Origin of the sequence: Micromonospora sp. NPDC049900 (genome assembly GCF_044461025.1) — a bacterium.
GTDB lineage: Bacteria > Actinomycetota > Actinomycetes > Mycobacteriales > Micromonosporaceae > Micromonospora.
Map to the genome: position 1 here is coordinate 57,691 of NZ_JBITKM010000007.1, position 19,200 is coordinate 76,890.

Genomic DNA, 19,200 nt, shown 5'->3' on the forward strand with positions numbered 1-19,200 from the left:
CGAACGCGCGCCGCCCGGATGCTCGACCCAGGCCGCGAACGCGCGCCGCCCGGATGCTCGACCCAGGCCGCGAACGCGCGCCGCCCGGATGCTCGACCCAGGCCGCGAACGCGCGCCGCCCGGATGCTCGATCCTGGCCGCGAACGCACGGACGGGTCAGCTCGACAGGCGTCGAGGGTGGTCGACCACCGCGACGGCGAGCCGCCCCCAGCGCACAGACCTGGCAGCGACGCGCGGATGACAAATCCTTCCAAGCCGGACGAAACGGGTGCGTGTCGGCCTGCGTCGAGCGGCGGCCAGACCCGTTCGGCCAGAGGTTTTTGTCGTTACGATCTTGTATCCGCACTGGTCACCACTGCTTAACATCCGACAGACTCGCAAGGATTCGGGAAGGCTGCGGCCTCCGCGAGGCCGAGGAGGATGTGCGTGCGGGTGCTCCTGGTGGAAGACGACCTCCGTGTGTCGGCGGGTCTCTCCGCGGCACTGCGGCGGCGGGGGCACGAGGTCGTGCAGGCACTGACGGCCGCCGAGGCGGTCGAGGCGGAGCCGGTGGACCTCATCCTGCTCGACATGAACCTGCCGGACCGCGACGGTCTGGAGGTGTGCCGGCGGATCCGCCAGCACAACGAGGGGGTCGCGATCATCGCCGTGACGGCGCGCGCCGAGGAGCGCGACCGGGTGGCCGGGCTGCGGGCCGGGGCCGACGACTACGTGGTGAAGCCGTTCTCGATGGTCGAGTTGCAGGCCCGGATCGAGGCGGTGATGCGGCGGACCACGCGTACCGCCCGGCCGGCGACGCTGGTGCAGGTCGGCACACTGCGCATCGACGTGGACGCCCGGCGGGTGTGGGTGGCCGACCGGGAGGTCGGCCTGTCCCGCAAGGAGTTCGACCTGCTGCTGGCGCTGGCCCGGCAGCCGGGCACCGTGGTGCCCCGGGACCGGTTGCAGTTGGAGGTCTGGCAGACCACCTGGGCGACCCGGCACAACCTCGACGTCCACGTGGCGGCGCTGCGCGCCAAGCTCGACGACGCCGGACTGGTCGAAACCGTACGCGGAGTCGGTTATCGCCTCCGGGCGGACTGAGCGTCGACTCAGGTCCGGGTTCGGACGAACCTCAAGGCATCCTCAAGAATCCCTGCTCGCAGCCCCGAAGTCGGCCGTCTGCGGGTGTGCTGTCGGTATCCAGCCCTCCCTCCTGTTTGGAGAACCCCCCTTGAGATACAGACGGACAACGGTCGGTGTCTTCTCCACACTTCTCGTCGCCGTGCTCGCGGCGACCGCCCAGCCGGCCCCGGCGCTCGGGCAGCCCACCACCGCGCTGGCCCAGGCGGAGCCGAACCAGGTCCAGGGCCTGACGGTCGTCCAGGGCGACGGGTACGCCACGCTGGCCTGGACGCACGTCGACGGCGCCACCGACTACCAGATCGAGCGGACCGCCCTCGCCGAGGACGGCACCGCCTCCGGTAACGGCGTGATCGTCGGTGTCTGGCGGCCGAACCGTCAGGTCAACAACTCGGAGCCCACCTTCGCCGACGCCGGCTTCGTGCCGGGCAACCGGTTCCAGTGGCGGGTACGCGCCCGCTTCGGCACCGAGGCGCAGCCGTACTCGGCGGCCGTCAACGGCACCACCAAGGCGCACTGGGGCGACCCGAACGTCGCCGGCCAGAACCTGCGTACGCAGTGGGAGAACACCCTCGGCGCGCAGTACACCAGCGACGTCAACGAGTACGCCTACACGGCGACCATCGACGAGCTGAGCGAGCGGGTACGCGTCGTGGAGCTCGGCCGCACCATCAACAACCGGCCGATCAACATGTTCGTCATCGGCTACCCCACCCCCCCGGCGACCCCGGCGGCCGTGGCCGCGACGAACCCGCTGCTGCTCAACTGCAACGTGCACGGCAACGAGCCGGGCGACCGCGAGGCGTGCTTCATCATGGCCCGCCAGCTCGCCTTCACCGACGACCCGGCCACCCTCGACCGGCTGTCGAAGACCACCGTGCTGATCCTGCCGACCATCAACGGCGACGGTCGGGCCGCCAACAGCCGGGGCAACTCCACCGGTCAGGACCTGAACCGGGACTACTCGCTGATCCGCCAGCCGGAGACGCAGACCTTCGTGGAGATGATCCGCGACTACCGCCCGATCGCCAGCTACGACGGTCACGAGTACGGCAACGCCAACACCGGTGACCTGCCGATGCTGCCGCCGCGGCACGCCAACGTGGCGCAGGGGATCTTCGACGAGTCGCAGAACATGATCGAGGGTCACATGTACACCCAGGGCGCCAAGGACGGCTGGTGGGCCTGCCCGTACGGCTGCACCGGGGCCAGCGTCGGCCTGGGTGAGGAGACCATCCTCCGGAACACGCTGGGTCTGAAGAACGTGGTCAACTCCCTGCTGGAGCTGCGCAGCTCCGGCGGCCCGACCCGGCCGGACGAGACCAACACGGCCAACAACCGCCGCCGCAAGACCTACTCGGCGCTGTGGACGTTCAACCAGTTCCTCGCGTACCACCAGGCCAGTGCCACCAACCTCAGCAGTGCCCGGGCCGAGGCGATCAAGTTCCAGTCGGCGAACACCGGCCGGATCGTCTTCCGCGGTTCCCGCCCGATCGAGGCCTACCCCGCGCCGCACCCGGGTGACACCCCGCCGCCGGTCGACGCCCCCACGCCGGCTCGGATCCTGGAGCAGGCGCCGTGCGCGTACAAGCTCACGGAGGCGCAGTACAACGGCGCCCGGACCGACGGTCCCGCCGGTCGGCAGACCACCGTGGCCCAGCGTCTCGCCGCGCACGGCTGGAAGGTGATCAAGGTCGCCGACGGGTACGTCGTCCCGCTGTCCCAGCCGGAGCGGGGCCTGGTGCCGCTGCTGCTCGACGAGCAGGCCGTCGAGGGCCTGGTCGCCGGCGAGCGGATCGCCGCCACCGTGACCGGTACCCGCAACGGTCCGCTGACCGTCTCGGGGGTGACGTGCCTCGCCGACGCCACCATCCGTGGCCCGATCAAGGTCCAGCCGGGTGCCGCGCTGATCGTCAACGGCAGCTCGATCAACGGGCCGGTGGACGCCAGCGGCGCGGCCGGGTTCGTGCTGACCGCCAGCACGGTTCACGGCCCGGTGAACGCCACCGGCGTCCGTGGCCCGGTGGTCCTGATCGGCAACCGCACCAACGGCCCGGTCAACGTGGTCAACAACACCGGTGACGCTCCGCTGGTCGCCGGCAACACCGTGAACGGCCCGCTGTCCTGCTCCGGCAACACCGCCGCGCCGGTCAACCTGGAGGTCGTCAACTCGGTGAGCGGTCCGAAGTCCAGCCAGTGCACACGCCTGTGACCTGCTGAACCTCGACCGACCGACGTACCGGCAGGCCGGATCCGCGCCCGGCCTGCCGGTACCCACCTCTCGCCCAACCCCGTGGAGACAACCGTGACCGACACCCTCAGGCCCACCACGACGGACCCGCGCCGGGCCCGACGGCGCGCGGTCCCGGTCGCCGGTGCGGCCCTGGCCACGCTGCTCGCGGTCGCCGGCTGCACCGGCGGCACGGATCGCGCCGCCGACGCGGCGGACGCCGCGACGCCGGTCGCCGTCGCCGTGACCGGCCCGCTCTGCGAGCAACTGCCGGCGGGCACCGAACCGGGCAACCCGGGCTCGCTGGTGGGCCAGCCCGCCGACCAGGCCCTCCAGTGGATCCCCGTGCTGACCACCTTCGAGGCGGCGGTCCGGGCCACCGGGCTGGGCGGCGAGCTGGCCGGGGTGACCGTGCTGGCCCCCACCGACGACGCCTTCTCGGCGAAGTTCTCCCGGACCAACCTCGACGAGTTGCTGCTGCACGACGTCGACGACCTGCGGGACCTGCTGCGCGAACACGTGGTGACCGGGCCGATGTCGGTCTCCGATCTGGTGGCCGCCGGCACGGTACGGACCCTCGCCGACACCGAACTGAGCGTCACCGGGCAGGGCGAGGCCGCCCGGTTCGGTGACGAGGCGCAGACCGTCTGCGCCGACTACCAGGCCGCCGGCGCCCGGATCCATGTCATCAACCGGGTCCTCGGCTCGCTGCCCACCACCGCGGGCGAGGACGACGACGGCCATCCGGCGCACTGATCGTCCGTGGGGCCAACCCCCTCCTCGCGGACGCACGACGGCCGCCGATCCCCGGAACCCGGGGGCGGCGGCCGTCGTGTCGCTGTGAGAGGAAGGGACCCCTGCTATGCGCGAGGCGTTAGTAGGGGGCCCTTCCTTGCGGGGTCAGCGCTTCTCGAAGGGCAGGTAGTCGCGCTCCGTGGCACCGGTGTAGACCTGCCGGGGGCGGCCGATCTTGGTCTCCGGGTCGTTGATCATCTCGCGCCACTGCGCGATCCAGCCCGGCAGCCGGCCCAGGGCGAACAGCACCGTGAACATCTTGGTCGGGAAACCCATCGCCTTGTAGATGAGCCCGGTGTAGAAGTCCACGTTCGGGTAGAGCCGGCGGTCGACGAAGAAGTCGTCGGCGAGCGCGATCTCCTCCAGTTGCACGGCGATGTCCAGCAGCGGGTCCGGCTTGGCCATCCGGCCGAGCACGTCCTGCGCCGCCTTCTTGACGATCGCGGCCCTCGGGTCGTAGTTCTTGTAGACCCGGTGGCCGAAGCCCATCAGCTTGACGCCGTCCTGCTTGTCCTTGACCTTGCGGACGAAGGACTGCACGTCACCGCCCTCGGCCTGGATCCGCTCCAGCATCTCCAGCACGGCCTGGTTGGCGCCGCCGTGCAGCGGGCCGAACAGCGCGTTCACGCCGGCCGAAACCGAGGCGAAGAGGTTGGCGTTGCTGGAGCCGACCAGCCGCACGGTCGACGTGGAGCAGTTCTGCTCGTGGTCGGCGTGCAGGATGAACAGCATGTCCAGCACGCGGGCCATCACCGGGTCGACCTCGTACGGCTCCGCCGGCACGCCGAACGTCATCCGCAGGAAGTTCTCCACGTAGCCCAGCGAGTTGTCCGGGTACAGCAGCGGCTGCCCGATCGACTTCTTGTAGGCGTACGAGGCGATGGTGGGCACCTTCGCCATCAGCCGGACCGTGGACATCTCCACGTGCTCGGCGTCGAACGGGTCCAGGCTGTCCTGGTAGAAGGTGGAGATGGCGCTGACGGCCGAGGAGAGCACGGCCATCGGGTGCGCGTCCCGGGGGAACCCGTCGAAGAACCGACGCATCTCCTCGTGCAGCAGCGAGTGCCGCCGGATGCGCTCGGTGAACTCGGCGAGCTGCTCGGTGGACGGCAGCTCACCGTAGATCAGGAGGTAGGAGACCTCCAGGAAGGAGCTCTTCTCGGCCAACTGCTCGATGGGGTAGCCACGGTAGCGCAGGATGCCTGCATCGCCGTCGATATAGGTGATCGCGGACGAACAAGCGGCGGTATTGACGAAACCGGGATCGTAGGTCGTCATCCCGGTTTCCTTCAGCAGCTTGCCCACGCCGACCCCGGCGGGGCCCTCGACCGCGGAATGTACCGGCATCGACAGCTGCCCGCCGGGGTGATCGAGCTTGACTTCCGTCATGTGGTTCCTCGCTTCGCCGGCAGATCTACGTTGAATTGCCTTCGCTTCTACCGTAATTGCGGTTGCGGCGACACCGCCTGCCGTGGTTCGGCGGTGAGGTATGCGTCACCCGATTCCCGACCACAGCGCTGGGAAACCCCGACGACGAGGACGTACAGGCACGAAGGAAGCACGAGGAGTATCGGCACGCGACGGGTGCGGAACTGTCCGAGCGCTCAGTCACACGCCGCGCGACGGGCGACGGGCGGGTCGCGTCCAGGCGATGTCCGAGCCGTGTCCCGGCCGTGTGCGGGGGCCGACGTCAGGTGACGGCGAGCCGGCGCAGGTCACCGGCGGCGTCGACCAGGTACAGGTCGAGCTGGTTGGCGCCGGGGCGGAACAGCCGGTCGTCGGCGAGCAGTGCGGCGAAGCGGCGACCGCCCGGATCCGGGGCCACCACCGGCACCACGGCCGCGACCACCCCGTTGACCGCCACCGCCAGCGAGGTGCCGTCGGCGACCTGGTCGGGCACCGTTCCCCAGACCATCGCCGGCAGTCGGCCGTCGTCCGGGTCGACGGCCCGGAACGCGTTCCGCCCACCGACGACGGCGCTGCCGCCCGGCGGCGCGTCGCCCACGGTGGTGCCGAGAAGCGGATGCGGTTTCGGCGACGGCAGAGCGGCGGGCACGCCACCGGAGATCGCGATGGGCTGCGACGGCCGGTCGTAGAAGACCTTGCCCGGATCGGTACGCGGCGACTGGCGGGCCGAACGCCCGTCGACCCGCCACGGCAGCCGGATGGCCGCCTCGTCGGCGATGGTCGGCAGCAGGTCCACGTGTTCCCAGTTGCGGTCGTCCACCCGTCCGGCGCGCTGCCCGGGTGTCCGGACGAACGTCGGCACCCAGGCGACCTGCTCGGGTGCGGCACGGATCGCGTCCTCGCCCCGGCCCTGCACCCCCTCGGTGAAGCTGACGCCGTGGTCGGCGGTGACCACCACCAGCGCCCGGTCCCACAGCCCGGTGGCGCGCAGCGTACGGATGGTCTCGCCGATCAGCCGGTCGGTGTAGCCGAGCTGTGCCAGGTGCCGCTGCCGGGCCAGGTCCACCCACCCGTGTCCCTCGTACGGGAAGTCCTCGGGCGCCTCGTACCGGGCGCCGGACGGCAGGTACGCCCACGGGCTGTGCGGCATCAGCAGGTGCAGGAAGTGCAGCGTGGGCCGGTCCGACGGGGTCAGTCCGTTGAGGAAGCTGGTGAACCGGGCCGGTTGGTTGACGTTCAGGCTGTCCCAGCGGAACTTCGGGTCGCTCGGCACCGGCTCGGCGGCGTCGATGCCCGCCTCCTCGGCGGTGCGCTCCCGGTACGAGTCCTCCGGGTCGATCCGGCTGTCCTGCGGTGCGGTGATCTGCCGCGCGAGCCGGCCGGTCTCCCGCACCAGCACCCCGATCCCCTGTTCCGGGGTGACCGGCTGCTCGCAGCGGCTGGGCGGGCAGAGCCGGGTGATGCTCTCCTCGGCCCGGATGTCGTACAGGCCACCGAAGGCGGTGAAGAGGTTGTCCGGGTAGTGCGAGTAGTGCGGGGCGTACGGCTGGGCCGGGTAGCGGCCGGTCAGCATGGCCGGCAGCGCGTACGGCGTCCAGCCGCTGACCCCGGTCGAGTTGCGGTACCAGGTGGACGCGGCGGCCAGCTCGGCGAAGTGCGGGAAGCGGGCCGCGTCGATGCCGCCGTTGGCGTCGAGCAGCGACACCAGCGGCAACTCGTCCAGCACCAGCATGACCACCGGCGGGTGCCGGTCCCCGGTGGCCGTACCGGCCGCGCCGCCGTCGCCCCGGGGCAGCACCACCGGCCCGGTCGGCGAGGCGAACACGAACAGCCCGACGAAGATCAGCGGACCCACGGCGGCCACCCGCAGCACCCGCCCCGGAGTCCGCCACCGTCGGTGGACGAGCGCCGCTGCGGCCCCGGCCACCGCCGCCACCAGCAGCAGCGGTACGCCCCGCAGCGGCGTGCCGTGCCGGCCCACCTGCACCGCCAGCGCGCCGACCAGCAGGCCGACCAGGAGCGTGTGCGTGGCCGCCCGGGTGAGCCGACCGGCCACCCCGGTCAGCAGGCCGAGCAGCCCGAGCGCGACGGTGGGCACCATCGCGACGAGGGCGACCAGCAGCAGGATCTCGCCCCGGTCGGCCCGGTGGAACAAGAAGAAGTCCGGACTGCGGCCGAGGATGTCCAGCAGTGGCTGGGTGAGCGCCAACCCGACCAGTGCGGTGACCTCCAGCAGCCGAGCGCCCTCGGCCCGCCAGCCGCCCCAGCCCCACGACCACCCGCCCCACCGGCGGCCCGCCCTCCCGGCCCCGGCAGCGTCGGCCCCGGTCCCGGCGGCGTCGATGCCGGCAGCCCCGGTCCCCGCCTCGGCGCCGACACCGTCAGCGCCGGTCGCGGTGGAGTCGGTCGCGTCGGTGGGTCGGTCAGCCACCCAGGGCCACCCGGTACAGGGTGCGGGTGCCCGAGGGCAGTTCCAGGCGGTCGGTGACGGTGCCGTGCGCGGCGAGCAGCGCCTCGAAGGCGTCCCGCCGGTAGTCGGGGAAGAGACCGTCGGGCTTGTTCGCCAGCAGCCGGGCGGCCATCGGGTCGTCGGGGTGCACGAACTCCACCACCAGTCGGCCGCCCCGGGCGACGTACCCGGCCAGGCAGGAGACCACCTCGGGCAGCGGCACGTTGCGTCCGATGGCCAGGTGGTGCACCAGGGCCAGGGCGAGCACGGTGTCCGCGTCGGCGCGGGCGGCGAACGAGGCCCGCTCCACGCCGCGCCACCCACCGCCGGGTGACGGGTCGGCGAGGTCCATCACCAGCGGCAGGACGCGCCGCTCCCCCTCGTCGCGCAGCGTGCGGTAGAGCCGGTCGAGCACCGCCGGGTCCTGTTCGACGGCGACGACGTAGTCGGCGTGCCGGGCCGCGAGGCGGGCGTACCGGCCGTCGTTGGCGCCCAGGTCGAGCACCAGGCGCGGCCGGGCGGCGCAGGTCAACGCGGCGGTGACGAACCGTTCCTTGACGGCCCGGTCGTCGCCGGAGTAGCCGCAGGTGCGCTGGTAGTCCACCCAGTGGGTGGCGGTGGGCCGGTGGTCGAGGCGGCGGACCAGCTTCTCGATGCCCCGGACGGTGGCCAGGGCCAGCTCCCGGCTGTAGCCGGCGGCCCGCAACTGGGCTCGGACGTCCGCAGTGCTGGTGGCGGCGCTGCGGCGCTGCACGCTGCCGTGCAGGTGCACGTGGGTCGGTACGCCCGGCAGCAGCCGCCGTACGCCCCGGAACAGCGGGGCCATCTGCTCCGGTTCGATGCCGTCGATCCGGGCCCGCAGCCAGGGCCGGAAGTCCAGCCCCAGGTGGGCGCCGAGCATCAGCGGATAGAGCAGCGTCTGGCAGAACTGCCGGTAACCGGCCCACGGTTCGCCGTCGCGCAGCGGGGCGAACGAGCCGACGTCGATGAAGACCGGTTCCACGCCGCGCCACTGGAGGTTGTACGCCGAGCCGTCCTTGGTGGTGAACCCGGCCGGCAGGGCCGCGCGGAGGATCTCGAGGTGCAGCAGGGCCGCGTCGCGCAGCATCGCGAAGGACCACTCGTACGGGTGGGAGACGAACGGGATGCGCTCGTGCCGCAACACCGCCGCCCACGCCGGGTGTCCTACGCCGGTCGGGTCGACGCCGACCGGTGTCGCGGCGGGTGGCACCTGCGCGCCCGCCGGGAGTTCCTCGGTGCCGCAGACCTTGCCGGCGGCGAGCAGGGGCGGGAAGAAGGTGCTGCCCGCGAGCTCCCGCCAGTGCTGGGCGGCGGTCTCGTCGAGTGCCCGCAGCACGTCGTTCCCGGCGTGGAAGACCCGGTTGGCCGGGTCGCGGAAGGAGCCGGGTTCGGCCCGCAGCTCGACGCCGGACGAGATCGGTCGGGTGGACCGGCCGAGGTCGGGGATCGCCATGGCGGGCGGGTCAGTTCTGGTCGGTGGGCTGGCGGCGGAACCGGTCGACGAGTCTGCGCCAGTACAGTTTGGCCGCCACCGCGACGCCGGCGACGCCGCCGACCACCGCCTGCACGATCAGGCTGCCGGATCCCGCGTCCAGGTAGGCCAGGTGGTCCACCGACCGCTCCTTCCCCTCGCCGTCTTCTTCGGTGTTCCCGTCCGACATCAAACTCACGTTTGGTGCGTTTTGCCGGACTCCTGCCACCGTACGCGGACTGCCGCTGTCTGTCGGGCACAACACCCGAATCGGCGCACCGGTGAGATCGGCGCACCGATGAAAGGAGGGGACCCCTGCTATGCACGAGGCGTTAGGAAGGTGCCCTTCCTTACATGCGTGGGAGACGGACGGTGAAGACGGTCTCGCCGGGGCGGGTGTCCAGGGTGACGGTGCCGTGGTGCGCCTCCACGACGGCGGCGACGATGGCCAGGCCGAGTCCGGTGCTGCCGTGCGCGCGGGAGCGGGAGCTGTCGCCTCGGGCGAACCGCTCGAACACCTCCGGCCGCAGTTCGGGCGGCACGCCCGGCCCGTCGTCGGCGACGCGCAGTTCGGCCACGCCGTCGGCCAGCCGCAGCCCGGTGGTGACGGTGCTGCCGGGCGGCGTGTGCACCCGCGCGTTGGTCAGCAGGTTCGCCAGCACCTGGTGCAGCCGGGCCGGGTCGCCGGGCACCCGGACCACGGTGTCGGGCAGGTCGAGCTGCCAGCGGTGCTCCGGACCGGCCACGTGCGCGTCGCTGACCGCGTCCACCACGAGTGCGGTGAGGTCGACCGGTTCGACGGCCAGCGGTCGGCCGGAGTCGAGCCGGGCCAGCAGCAGCAGGTCCTCCACGAGCCGGGTCATCCGGGTGCTCTCCGACTCGACGCGGCGCAGTGCGTGGGCCACGTCGGGCGGGACCCGGTCGCGACCCCGGCGGGCTACCTCCGCGTACCCGCGGATCGCGGCCAGCGGGGTGCGCAACTCGTGGCTGGCGTCGGCGACGAACTGGCGTACCCGGGTCTCGCTGGCCTGGCGGGCGGCGAGCGCGGCGGCGACGTGCCCGAGCATCCGGTTGAGCGCGGACCCGACCTGACCGACCTCGGTTCGCGGGTCGGTGTCGGCGACCGGCACCCGTTCGGAGAGGGCCACCTCGCCCCGGTCCAGCGGCAGTTCGCTGACGTGCGCGGCGGTGGCGGCGACCCGACGCAGGGGCCGCAGCGTGGCCCGCACGATCAGCGCCCCGGCGGTGCCGGCGACCAGCACCCCGGCCGCGGTGACGCCGGCCTGCGCGGCCACCATCCACCACACGGTCTCGCGCACCCCGGACAGCGGCACCGCGAGCACCCGGGCGGTTCCGGTGGCCGACGGGCGGGCCACCAGCCGGTAGCCGCCCCGCTCGCCCAGGTCGACGCTGCGCGGGCGACCGTCGGTGGGTACCCGGGCCAGCGCCGACACCTCCGTGACCGGCACCTCCTGCTCCTGACGGCCGACGAGCGTCCACGCCTCGGTGACCTGGCCGTCGACGATCCGCGCGCTGATCGTGCCGGACGGGAAGCCGCGCGGGACCCGCACGTCCCCGTTCCACGGCCCGCCGCCCGGCACGGGCTCCCACGGCACGCCGGGACGACCGCCGGGCATGGACTGCAACTGCTGGTCCAGCCGGGAGATCAGGAACTGCCGCAGCGCCACCGTGGTCAGCCCGCCGATGGCCATGCTGACCACGGCGAGCAGGGCGACCAGCGTGACCACCAGGCGGGTACGCAGCGACCAGCCGGCCAGCCAGCGCCGCAGCATCCTCACTCCGCCGGCTTGAGCAGGTACCCGGCTCCACGCAAAGTGTGGATCATCGGCGGGCGACCGGCGTCGATCTTCTTGCGCAGGTACGAGATGTACAGCTCGACCACGTTGGCCTGGCCGCCGAAGTCGTAGTTCCACACCCGGTCGAGGATCTGCGCCTTGCTCAGCACCCGGCGCGGATTGCGCATCAGGTAGCGCAGCAGCTCGAACTCGGTGGCGGTGAGCGTGACCAACTGCCCGTCCCGGCGTACCTCGTGGCTGTCCTCGTCCAGCGTGAGGCCGCCGACGGTGAGCACCGCGTCGGGCCGGGCGGCGACCGCGAAGCCGGAGCGGCGCAGCAGCGCCCGGAGCCGGGCGATCACCTCCTCCAGGCTGAACGGCTTGGTCACGTAGTCGTCGCCGCCCACGGTCAGCCCGGCGATGCGCTCCTCGACCGCGTCCCGGGCGGTCAGGAACAGCACCGGCAGGGTGGCGCTCTCCTCGCGCAGCCGGCGCAGCACCTGGAAGCCGTCGAGGTCCGGGAGCATCACGTCGAGCACCACCGCGTCGGGCCGGAACTGCCGGGCGGCGCGGACCGCCGCCGTACCGTCCCCGGCGGTACGGACCTGCCAGCCCTCGTAGCGCAGGGCCATCGACAGCAGGTCGGTCAGGGTCGGTTCGTCGTCGACGACGAGGACCCGGACCGGTTCGCCGTCGGGCCGGCGCAACTCGACGCGCCCCGACCCGACCGCTCCCTCGCTCATCATGGTTCCCATCGTGAGCCGACGGACTGCGCTCCGCTTGTGCGGTGGCTGTGTGCCGGCTGTGTGTGTCCCCCGCGCGCGGGTCCGGTCACTCGGTCACGCCGACCGGGTCGGTCCGGACGAAGCGCATCGTCCAGCCCCCCGTGCCGTCGGGCCGCTGCCGCGCGTAGAGATGGTCGGCGGCGGGGTCCGGTGCGGACTCCGGCCGGCGCAGCACCCACAGCCGGGGCGGCGCCCCGTCGGGGCCGGCCGGCAACGCCCGGACCAGATCGTCGGCCGGGCCGCCGACGAAACGTACGGTCACCTCGCTCATCGTGTGCTCCGCTCTCCGCTCGTCCGGTTCGTCGCCGTCCCGGCTCGCACGCTAACGCACCGGCCGCCGCCGGAGGCCGGTTTGCCCTGATCAACGACGGGGTACCGTGCCGGACGCCGTGCAGTCAGGTGCAGCACGGTGTGGCGGCACGAGGGCGAGGAGCGGTCCATGCGGACGCTGGACGGGCGATACCGGCTCGAACAGCGCATCGGCGTCGGCGGGATGTCCGAGGTCTGGCGGGCCCACGACACGGTGCTCGACCGGCCGGTGGCGGTGAAGCTGGTGTCGCCGGGCCAGCCGGACGGTGACGCCTCGGTGGAGCGCATCCGCGCCGAGGCCCGGTCGGCGGCCCGGCTGGTGCATCCCAACGTCGCGAGCGTGCACGACTTCGGCACCTGCGCCGGCCTGCCCGGGCGCGAGCAGCCGTACATCGTGATGGAGCTGGCCGAGGGGATGACGCTCGCCGCGCACCTGCGCGCCGGGCCGCTGGACTGGCAGATAGCCGTCCGGGTCTGCGCCGAGGTGAGTGCGGCGCTGGCCGCCGCCCACGCGCACGGCATCGTGCACCGGGACGTGAAACCGGCGAACGTGATGCTCACCCCGTCGGGGGTGAAGGTGCTCGACTTCGGCATCGCCACCCCGACCGGCACCGCCGACACCGCGCCCGACGGCGTGGTGGTCGGGACGCCCGCGTACCTCGCCCCCGAGCAACTGCGCCGGGCGCCGGTCACCCCGGCGGCCGACATGTACGCCCTCGGCGTGCTGCTCTACTGCTGCCTGGCCGGGCGGCTGCCGTACTCGGCGGACAGCGTCACCCAGTTGCTCGGGCCGCACGGACGGCAGCCACCGCGCCCCCTGCCCGAGGTCCCGGGGTTGCCCGCCGAGGTGGCCGACCTGTGCCGGCGCTGCCTCTCCGACGATCCCGCCCGGCGGCCGACCAGCCTGGTCACCGCCCTGCTACTGGGCGAGGCGGTGGACGCCCGGGTGTACGTGCCGATGCAGCTACCCCTGCTGCCCCGTCAGCGCCCGCCGGTCAGCCCGTGGACGGAGCGGGCGGCGGCCGAGGTCACCGAGGCCGCTCCGCGCGTGCAGTGGAGCCGGCATCCGCGGTGAGTTTCACCCGTTCGGGGTCGGGTAGCCGGGCGGGGAGCGACGGGAGGAACGCGATGAGTTCCTGGCTGAACGAGGTTGCCACGGCCACCGCCGAGGGTGGCCACATCCACACCGACGACGAGGCGCTCTCCACCGGCCTCGCCTCTCCGTTGGCGGCGCACTGCAGCGGGCTCACCCCGTCGCAGTTGCTCGCCGCCGCCTTCGCCTCCTGCCTGCATCACGCGGCGGTCGAGGCGGCCGGCGGGATCACCGACGAGGCACACACCGTGCAGGTACGCGCGGAGGCCAGCCTCGGTCGCGACGACGACGGCCGGTACCGGGCGGACGTGCACGCCTCGATCTCGTCGGTGGGGCTGACCCGCCAGCAGCTCAGCGAGCTGGTGGAGCAGGCCGACCGGCTGTGGCCGTTCTCCAGCGCCGACGGCGGCCGGCACCGGCTGACGGTCACCCCGGCCGAGAACGGCCGGCACTGACCCGTCTGAACGCCGCATCACGGCACATCCGTGGGGCCGGTGGGGCGGGTGGGGACCGGGGGGCCGACCGGGCGGGCCGGTGACGGCCCGGTGGATCGATGCGACGGTCCACCGAACGGACGATGGGCCACCCTCGACCGATCGACGGCGATGACTTCGCAATTTCGTCCGGTTCGCGCTAACAAATCCGGCATGGCGGGAACGACGGATAGCTGAGGTGCATCCGCTATCCGATGAAGCGTGCGGCATTGACCGGTGGACAACCACAAATTGTGACGCATGCCACCAAGCGGGCTGATGGCAGCGGGCCGCGAGCTTTCTAGCCTCGGCGGGTGCATCCCGACGACCCGATCGACCAGAAGCCGAACCCCGAGCGACCGGCGAGCCGTACGACCGACGGAGCATCATCCGAAAGGATGATAGGGCGACACCGTCGCCTGACGGGCCCCCGTCGTGGCGTCCGCTCCCTGCTGGCCTCCACCCCGGTCCGGGTGGCCCTCGCCACCGGCGTGACCTGCTGCCTCGGCGCGGCGGCGGTGGCGACGGCGAACCGGGACGACGACGAGGCCCCCCGGGCCCAGGTCGCCGAGTCGGTGGCCGAGCGCGCCCTGGCCGCCGAGGACGACCCCGCCTCCCGCTCCTTCGACCGCAGCCCCTCGCCCACGCCGACCAGCCCGAGCCCCAGCGCGTCACCGAGCGCCTCGCCGACGCCGAAGAAGACGACCTCCCCCAAGCCGAAGAAGACGACGCTGGCCCCGCCGGCCCGGCCCCGGCCGGTCGCCGGACTGACCCAGGCGCAGATGGACAACGCCAAGGTGATCGTGGAGGTCGGCGAGGACCTCGACATCCCGCGCCAGGGCCTCGTCGTCGCCGTCGCCACCGCCATGCAGGAGAGCACGCTGCTCAACTACGCCAGCGGCGTGCTGCCCGAGTCGCAGAACTACCCGCACCAGGCGATCGGCTGGGACCACGACTCGGTCGGGCTCTTCCAGCAGCGGCCCAGCAGCGGCTGGGGCAGCGTACGCGACCTGATGCGGCCCGCGTACGCCTCGCGCGCCTTCTACGAGGCGCTGCTGAAGGTGCCGGGCTGGCAGCAGATGAGCCTGACGATGGCCGCCCAGGCCGTCCAGATCTCCGCCTACCCGTACGCGTACGCGCAGCACGAGGAGCGGGCCGCCACCATCGTGGCGGCGCTGACCTGACCCGCGCACTCGCCGGTCCGACCCGCCTCGCGCCGTGCGGGCGACGGTCGGGCCGGCGGGCGTCAGGCGCGCTTGGGCAGCACCACGACCCGGCCGAAGAACTCGTCGATGCGGTGCACGACGTCGTTGAAGTCGTCCAGGTCGATCGGCTTGGTGACGTACGCGTTGGCCTGCAACGTGTAGCTGCTGATGATGTCGGTGTCCGCGTTCGACGTGGTCAGCACGACGATCGGAATGGTCCGCAGGTCCTCGTCGTTCTTGACCTCGCCCAGCACCTGCCGTCCGTCCATCCGGGGCATGTTCAGGTCGAGCAGGATCACGTCCGGCCGGTGTGCCCCGGTGTGCCGCCCCTCGCGGCGCAGGAACTCCATCGCCTCCTGGCCGTCGCTGACCACGTCGATGACCTTGTCGACGGTCGAGGTGGCCAGCGCCTCCTCGATCATGAGCACGTCACCCGGGTCGTCGTCGACGACGAGGATGTGTACCGGGTCAAGGGTGCGTGCGCCCATCGTTACCTGCCTCAGGTCGGCGAGGACGGGACCTCTCGGCCCCGCGCTGGCGGGAAATCTAGCCCATCCCCGGGCGGTCGGTGGCCGCCGGGTCGACGGCGTCAGCACCGTACCCCAGCACCTCGGCGAGACCCGTCACCTTGAGCACCCGCTCCACCCGGCCGCTCGCGCCGGTGACGCGCAACCAGCCGCCCTCGGCCGCCGCCCGGTTGTCGCCCCGGACGAAGACCGAGATGCCGGTCGAGTCGCAGAACGTGAGGTCGGTCAGGTCGACCAGCAACCGGCGCTCCCCGGCGTCGGCCAGCCGGTCGATGACGGCGTTGAGCTGTCCGGCGGTACTCATGTCGAGTTCGCCGGCGAGCCGGAGACGGGTGGGCCCGCCGCCGAGGCGCTCGGCGTACGTGACGGTGAACGTCACGGTGATTCCTCCCGCCCTCACGAGACAGATGCTTGCAGTGGCGCAAGTATAGTGCCAGCCCGACGGCCGGCCGGATCTTACGCCTCGGCGGGTGCCGGGCGGGCGCAGCGCGCCGCCACCACGGCGCGGCCCGACCGGAGGTATCCGGCGGCGCGCGGGAAGTCCTGCAGGACGCGCGCGTAGTGGCTCAGGACGACGTCCACCGCGGCCTCCGGCACGCCGCGACTGTCCAGCACGGCCACCAGCCAGTCGACGAACTCGGTGAACAGCGTGTCGTCGTCGACGTAGAGCGCGGCGGCCAGGAAGTCCAGGATGTGGCCGAGGTCGCTGACCGTCGAGTCCATCTGTGCCGGGGTGTAGTCGCGGGCGACCGGGTGCCGCTGCGCCAGGTCGGCCAGCGCGCTGTCGATGAGTTCGCCGCGCCGGGCGACCAGGGCGGCGTACTCGTCGTCGGCGAGGTGCGCCAGGCTGGCCGGCGGCGGCCCGGCCCGCAGCGTCCGCTCGTCGGCGAGCAGGCGGGCGGCGGTCGGCCCGTCGGGCGCCCACAGCACGCCGAGGCGCTGCGCCCAGCGGCCGTCCACGCCGAAGCCCCGCCCGCCGACCACCACCGGCACGTCCGCGCGCCGGCAGGCCTGGACCATGCGGTGCGCGTGCGGCAACCGCATCGGCAGCGCGCACGCCAGCGCGACCACGTCCGCGTCGTGCCGGTGCAGGTACGACACCAGGTGCGCGGCGGGCACGCTGGCCCCGAGGAAGGTCACCTGCCAGCCGCGCAGGCGCAGCATCTCGGCGACCAGCCGGGCCGGCAGCGCGTGCCACTCGCCGTCCATGCAGGCCACCACGATCCGACCCCGGGTCGGCCGCACCTCGCAGTACGCGGCGATGGCCGCCACCACCCGCTCGCTGATGTGCGTGGCGGCGTGTTCCTGCGCCACGCTCCACTCGTTGCGGGCCCACCGCTCCCCCACCTCGGCCTGGGCCGGGGCGACCAGTTCGAGCAGCAGACGCTCGGCGGGCACCCCGCCGTCGAGCAGCCCCCGGGCCACCTCGATGGCGGCGGACTCGTCGGCCTCGGCGAGACAGTGCAGGTAGTCCTCGTACGCGGCGGCGGAGAGGACTCCCCTGGTCGCGGTGGTCACGACCCGGTCGTCCCTTCCCCGTCCCCGGGCGGGGCGGGCACCGCGTGCAGGTGCCGGTGCGAGCGCGGACCGGCGCCGGTGGCGCGCAGCGCGAGCACCGCGATGTCGTCGTGGTCACGGTGCGCCAGCCAGTCGCAGGTGACCTGCTCGATCCGCTCGGCCAGGGCGGGCGCGGGCATCCGCTGGCAGTCGGTGACCGCCTGCACCAGCCGGTCGGTGCCGAGCTGCTCGTCGCCCCGCCGCCCGCCGCGCGCCTCGGTGACGCCGTCGCTGTAGAGCAGACACGTCTCACCCGGGGCCAGCCGGACGGTGACCTGACCGGCGCGCGGGTCCGGCACCACGCCGATGAGCATGCCGCGCAGCGGCAACTGCTCGACCTCGCCGGAGTTCCGCAGCACCAGTGGCGGCAGGTGCCCGCCGCCGGCCAGGGTCAGCGACAGGCCGCCGTCGCGGTGCGGGCGGACCACGCCCAGCACCAGCGTGGCGAACCGGCCCTGCCCGTGGGCCAGGGTGGTCTCCAGCAACGCGTCGTTGAGCAGTTGCAACAGTCGGGCGGGCTGCTGCTCGACCCGGTGCAGCGCGTGCAGGCACTGCCGGAGCTGGCCGGTGAAGACGGCCGCCTCCACCCCCTTGCCCGAGACGTCGCCGAGGAAGAACACCGAGCCGCCGTCGGGCAGCCGGTGGGAGCCGTAGAAGTCGCCGCCGATGCGCAGCCCCGCCTGGGCCGGGCGGTACGCCGTACCCCACTGCACGCCCGGCGCCTCCGCCGGTGCCACCGGCAGCAGGCTGGACTGCAGGGTGTCGGCCACCTCCGCCTGCTCGCGATAGAGCAGCGCGGTGGTCAGCGCGGCACCGGCGCGGGCGGCGAACGCCCGGAGCAGGTCGACGTCCTCCTCGGCGTACCAGTCGGTGGCCGCGCGGGCCACCAGCAGCACTCCTGCGGGTGCGTCCCGACCGGGCAACTGCACCAGTCGGGCACAGACGTCGGCGGCGGCCAACCCGGGCAGCCAGCCCGCCTCGACGGCCTGTTCGACGAGCCAGTCGACGGTGTGCGGCTGGACGCCCTGAAGACTGTCCGCAACAGCCGGCGGCAGGTCGGTGGTGGAGAGCACTCCCCGGTCCACCACCGGTGCCTCGTCGTCGGCGCGGCGGGCCCGCCACCAGCGGGCCCGGCCGGAGCGCGGTGCCAGGACCAGCACCGCCACCTCCGCCAGGGTGGGTACGGCGAGCCGGACCACGGCAGCGGCGGCCCGGTCCGGATGCAGCGGATTGCCCAGCTTCTCGCCGACGACGGCCAGGAAGGCGGACCGGGCGCGCTCGGCGGCGAGCGCCTCGACACGCTCGGCGCTCTCGCTGACGTCCTCCACGTACCAGCAGCTCCGACCGGCCGTCAGCGGCACCCGGCGGGCCCGGAGTCGACGGCCGTGGTGGAGGAAGTCGGTCTGCCCGGTGCGCAGCCCGTCGACCGTGGCCGGCGTGCCGCCGACGGCGATCTCCGGCAGGAGGCGTTCGGCGACCGGGCTGACGTGCCACACGATGTCGTCGGGACCGCACACCACGATTCCCTCGCGGAGGTGCTCGACCACCTCGGGCCAGTCGGCTGCCGAGTGGGAGCGCTCCAGGGCGGAGAGACCGGTGGGCCGGGGCGTCTCCGGGCGCCATGCCGGGACCCGGGCGACTCGTGGCGGGGTAAACCGTCCGTCGCCGGGCTCGAGATCCCTGACGTCGGCACCCGTCACCAGCTCGGCCCTACTCCTTGTCGATTCCGCACCCGCGTTGCGCGGGGCGCACGGTCGTGGTTCCTCCACCCACCCTACGCTGCTCGCGGCATACCGCCACCTGGCAGCGACGGCGGCCGGCGCCCCGCCCGGTACGGCTCACCCGAGGTCGGCCGCGCCCGAGAGGCGGTGCAGCTCAGGGATTGTTACGATCCGGAACGCCGCTGCCCACCCACCCCCGCGGAAGGCTGATCGTTGCTGTCACACGGTCGGAGACCCGA

At 72.9% G+C, this 19,200-nt stretch carries 17 protein-coding genes; 6 read left to right on the forward strand and 11 right to left on the reverse strand.

Translation table 11 applies throughout. The features are described 5' to 3' along the window. Window positions 1-420: 420 nt before the first annotated feature. The 3 genes from ACIBMZ_RS17545 to ACIBMZ_RS17555 all read left to right on the forward strand — a co-directional run bounded on the left by ACIBMZ_RS17545 (window position 421) and on the right by ACIBMZ_RS17555 (window position 4,108). A complete protein-coding gene (locus tag ACIBMZ_RS17545) occupies window positions 421-1,083 on the forward strand; it encodes a response regulator transcription factor (RefSeq protein WP_396694908.1) in 663 nt (220 codons plus the stop codon). 130 nt (window positions 1,084-1,213) lie between these two features. Then, window positions 1,214-3,334 (forward strand): M14 family zinc carboxypeptidase, encoded by a 2,121-nt coding sequence (locus ACIBMZ_RS17550; protein ID WP_396694910.1) that lies wholly within the window; start codon window positions 1,214-1,216, stop codon window positions 3,332-3,334. 93 nt (window positions 3,335-3,427) lie between these two features. Beyond that, complete coding sequence (locus ACIBMZ_RS17555; RefSeq protein WP_396694911.1) at window positions 3,428-4,108, forward strand: fasciclin domain-containing protein; 681 nt, start codon at window positions 3,428-3,430, stop codon at window positions 4,106-4,108. Window positions 4,109-4,252: 144 nt separating this feature from the next. Here the strand turns inward: ACIBMZ_RS17555 and ACIBMZ_RS17560 are convergent, their stop codons facing one another. The 7 genes from ACIBMZ_RS17560 to ACIBMZ_RS17590 form a co-directional block, all read right to left on the reverse strand. Beyond that, complete coding sequence (locus ACIBMZ_RS17560; protein WP_396694913.1) at window positions 4,253-5,536, reverse strand: citrate synthase; 1,284 nt, start codon at window positions 5,534-5,536, stop codon at window positions 4,253-4,255. A gap of 301 nt (window positions 5,537-5,837) precedes the next feature. Continuing rightward, window positions 5,838-7,985 carry a sulfatase-like hydrolase/transferase gene (locus ACIBMZ_RS17565; protein ID WP_396694915.1) on the reverse strand — a complete coding sequence of 716 codons (2,148 nt, stop codon included), beginning with the start codon at window positions 7,983-7,985 and terminating at the stop codon, window positions 5,838-5,840. Beyond that, complete coding sequence (locus ACIBMZ_RS17570) at window positions 7,978-9,477, reverse strand: methyltransferase (RefSeq protein ID WP_396694917.1); 1,500 nt, start codon at window positions 9,475-9,477, stop codon at window positions 7,978-7,980. The genes ACIBMZ_RS17565 and ACIBMZ_RS17570 overlap by 8 nt, the downstream gene beginning before the upstream one ends. Window positions 9,478-9,487: 10 nt before the next feature. Further along, a complete protein-coding gene (locus ACIBMZ_RS17575; protein WP_396695372.1) occupies window positions 9,488-9,685 on the reverse strand; it encodes a hypothetical protein in 198 nt (65 codons plus the stop codon). 160 nt (window positions 9,686-9,845) lie between these two features. Then, the gene (locus ACIBMZ_RS17580; RefSeq protein ID WP_396695362.1) at window positions 9,846-11,273 is read right to left on the reverse strand and encodes an ATP-binding protein; all 1,428 of its coding nucleotides are present in this window, start codon (window positions 11,271-11,273) and stop codon (window positions 9,846-9,848) included. Between the two features lie 17 nt (window positions 11,274-11,290). Next, window positions 11,291-12,046 (reverse strand): response regulator transcription factor, encoded by a 756-nt coding sequence (locus ACIBMZ_RS17585; protein ID WP_396694920.1) that lies wholly within the window; start codon window positions 12,044-12,046, stop codon window positions 11,291-11,293. A 76-nt stretch (window positions 12,047-12,122) separates the two neighbouring features. Continuing rightward, window positions 12,123-12,347, reverse strand: coding sequence for a hypothetical protein (locus tag ACIBMZ_RS17590; RefSeq protein WP_396694922.1), 225 nt, complete (start codon window positions 12,345-12,347; stop codon window positions 12,123-12,125). A 168-nt stretch (window positions 12,348-12,515) separates the two neighbouring features. Here ACIBMZ_RS17590 and ACIBMZ_RS17595 point away from each other — a divergent pair, with 168 nt between their 5' ends. From ACIBMZ_RS17595 to ACIBMZ_RS17605, 3 genes are all read left to right on the forward strand, one after another. Further along, a complete protein-coding gene (locus ACIBMZ_RS17595; RefSeq protein ID WP_396694924.1) occupies window positions 12,516-13,460 on the forward strand; it encodes a serine/threonine-protein kinase in 945 nt (314 codons plus the stop codon). A 53-nt stretch (window positions 13,461-13,513) separates the two neighbouring features. Beyond that, entirely contained in the window at window positions 13,514-13,933 is a 420-nt protein-coding gene (locus ACIBMZ_RS17600; protein WP_350697330.1) for an OsmC family protein, read from the forward strand. A 332-nt stretch (window positions 13,934-14,265) separates the two neighbouring features. Continuing rightward, a complete protein-coding gene (locus tag ACIBMZ_RS17605; RefSeq protein WP_396694926.1) occupies window positions 14,266-15,135 on the forward strand; it encodes a hypothetical protein in 870 nt (289 codons plus the stop codon). A gap of 62 nt (window positions 15,136-15,197) precedes the next feature. Here the strand turns inward: ACIBMZ_RS17605 and ACIBMZ_RS17610 are convergent, their stop codons facing one another. From ACIBMZ_RS17610 to ACIBMZ_RS17625, 4 genes are all read right to left on the reverse strand, one after another. Then, the gene (locus ACIBMZ_RS17610) at window positions 15,198-15,644 is read right to left on the reverse strand and encodes a response regulator (protein ID WP_350697328.1); all 447 of its coding nucleotides are present in this window, start codon (window positions 15,642-15,644) and stop codon (window positions 15,198-15,200) included. A 58-nt stretch (window positions 15,645-15,702) separates the two neighbouring features. Next, window positions 15,703-16,062: an STAS domain-containing protein gene (locus ACIBMZ_RS17615; RefSeq protein ID WP_396694928.1), complete on the reverse strand. Its 360-nt coding sequence runs from the start codon at window positions 16,060-16,062 to the stop codon at window positions 15,703-15,705. Between the two features lie 77 nt (window positions 16,063-16,139). Beyond that, window positions 16,140-17,201: a B12-binding domain-containing protein gene (locus ACIBMZ_RS17620; protein WP_396694929.1), complete on the reverse strand. Its 1,062-nt coding sequence runs from the start codon at window positions 17,199-17,201 to the stop codon at window positions 16,140-16,142. Then, on the reverse strand, window positions 17,198-18,940 hold the full coding sequence (locus tag ACIBMZ_RS17625; RefSeq protein WP_396694931.1) for a SpoIIE family protein phosphatase: 1,743 nt from the start codon (window positions 18,938-18,940) through the stop codon (window positions 17,198-17,200). Before ACIBMZ_RS17625 ends, ACIBMZ_RS17620 begins: the two co-directional genes overlap by 4 nt. Between the last annotated feature and the right edge of the window lie 260 nt (window positions 18,941-19,200).

Coding starts and splice junctions, on each gene's coding strand:
- ACIBMZ_RS17545 (WP_396694908.1), top strand. CDS start 421: ATGTGCGTGCGGGTGCTCCTGGTGGAAGACGACCTCCGTGTGTCGGCG.
- ACIBMZ_RS17560 (WP_396694913.1), bottom strand. CDS start 5,536: ATGACGGAAGTCAAGCTCGATCACCCCGGCGGGCAGCTGTCGATGCCG.
- ACIBMZ_RS17570 (WP_396694917.1), bottom strand. CDS start 9,477: ATGGCGATCCCCGACCTCGGCCGGTCCACCCGACCGATCTCGTCCGGC.
- ACIBMZ_RS17575 (WP_396695372.1), bottom strand. CDS start 9,685: ATGTCGGACGGGAACACCGAAGAAGACGGCGAGGGGAAGGAGCGGTCG.
- ACIBMZ_RS17585 (WP_396694920.1), bottom strand. CDS start 12,046: ATGGGAACCATGATGAGCGAGGGAGCGGTCGGGTCGGGGCGCGTCGAG.
- ACIBMZ_RS17590 (WP_396694922.1), bottom strand. CDS start 12,347: ATGAGCGAGGTGACCGTACGTTTCGTCGGCGGCCCGGCCGACGATCTG.
- ACIBMZ_RS17595 (WP_396694924.1), top strand. CDS start 12,516: ATGCGGACGCTGGACGGGCGATACCGGCTCGAACAGCGCATCGGCGTC.
- ACIBMZ_RS17600 (WP_350697330.1), top strand. CDS start 13,514: ATGAGTTCCTGGCTGAACGAGGTTGCCACGGCCACCGCCGAGGGTGGC.
- ACIBMZ_RS17610 (WP_350697328.1), bottom strand. CDS start 15,644: ATGGGCGCACGCACCCTTGACCCGGTACACATCCTCGTCGTCGACGAC.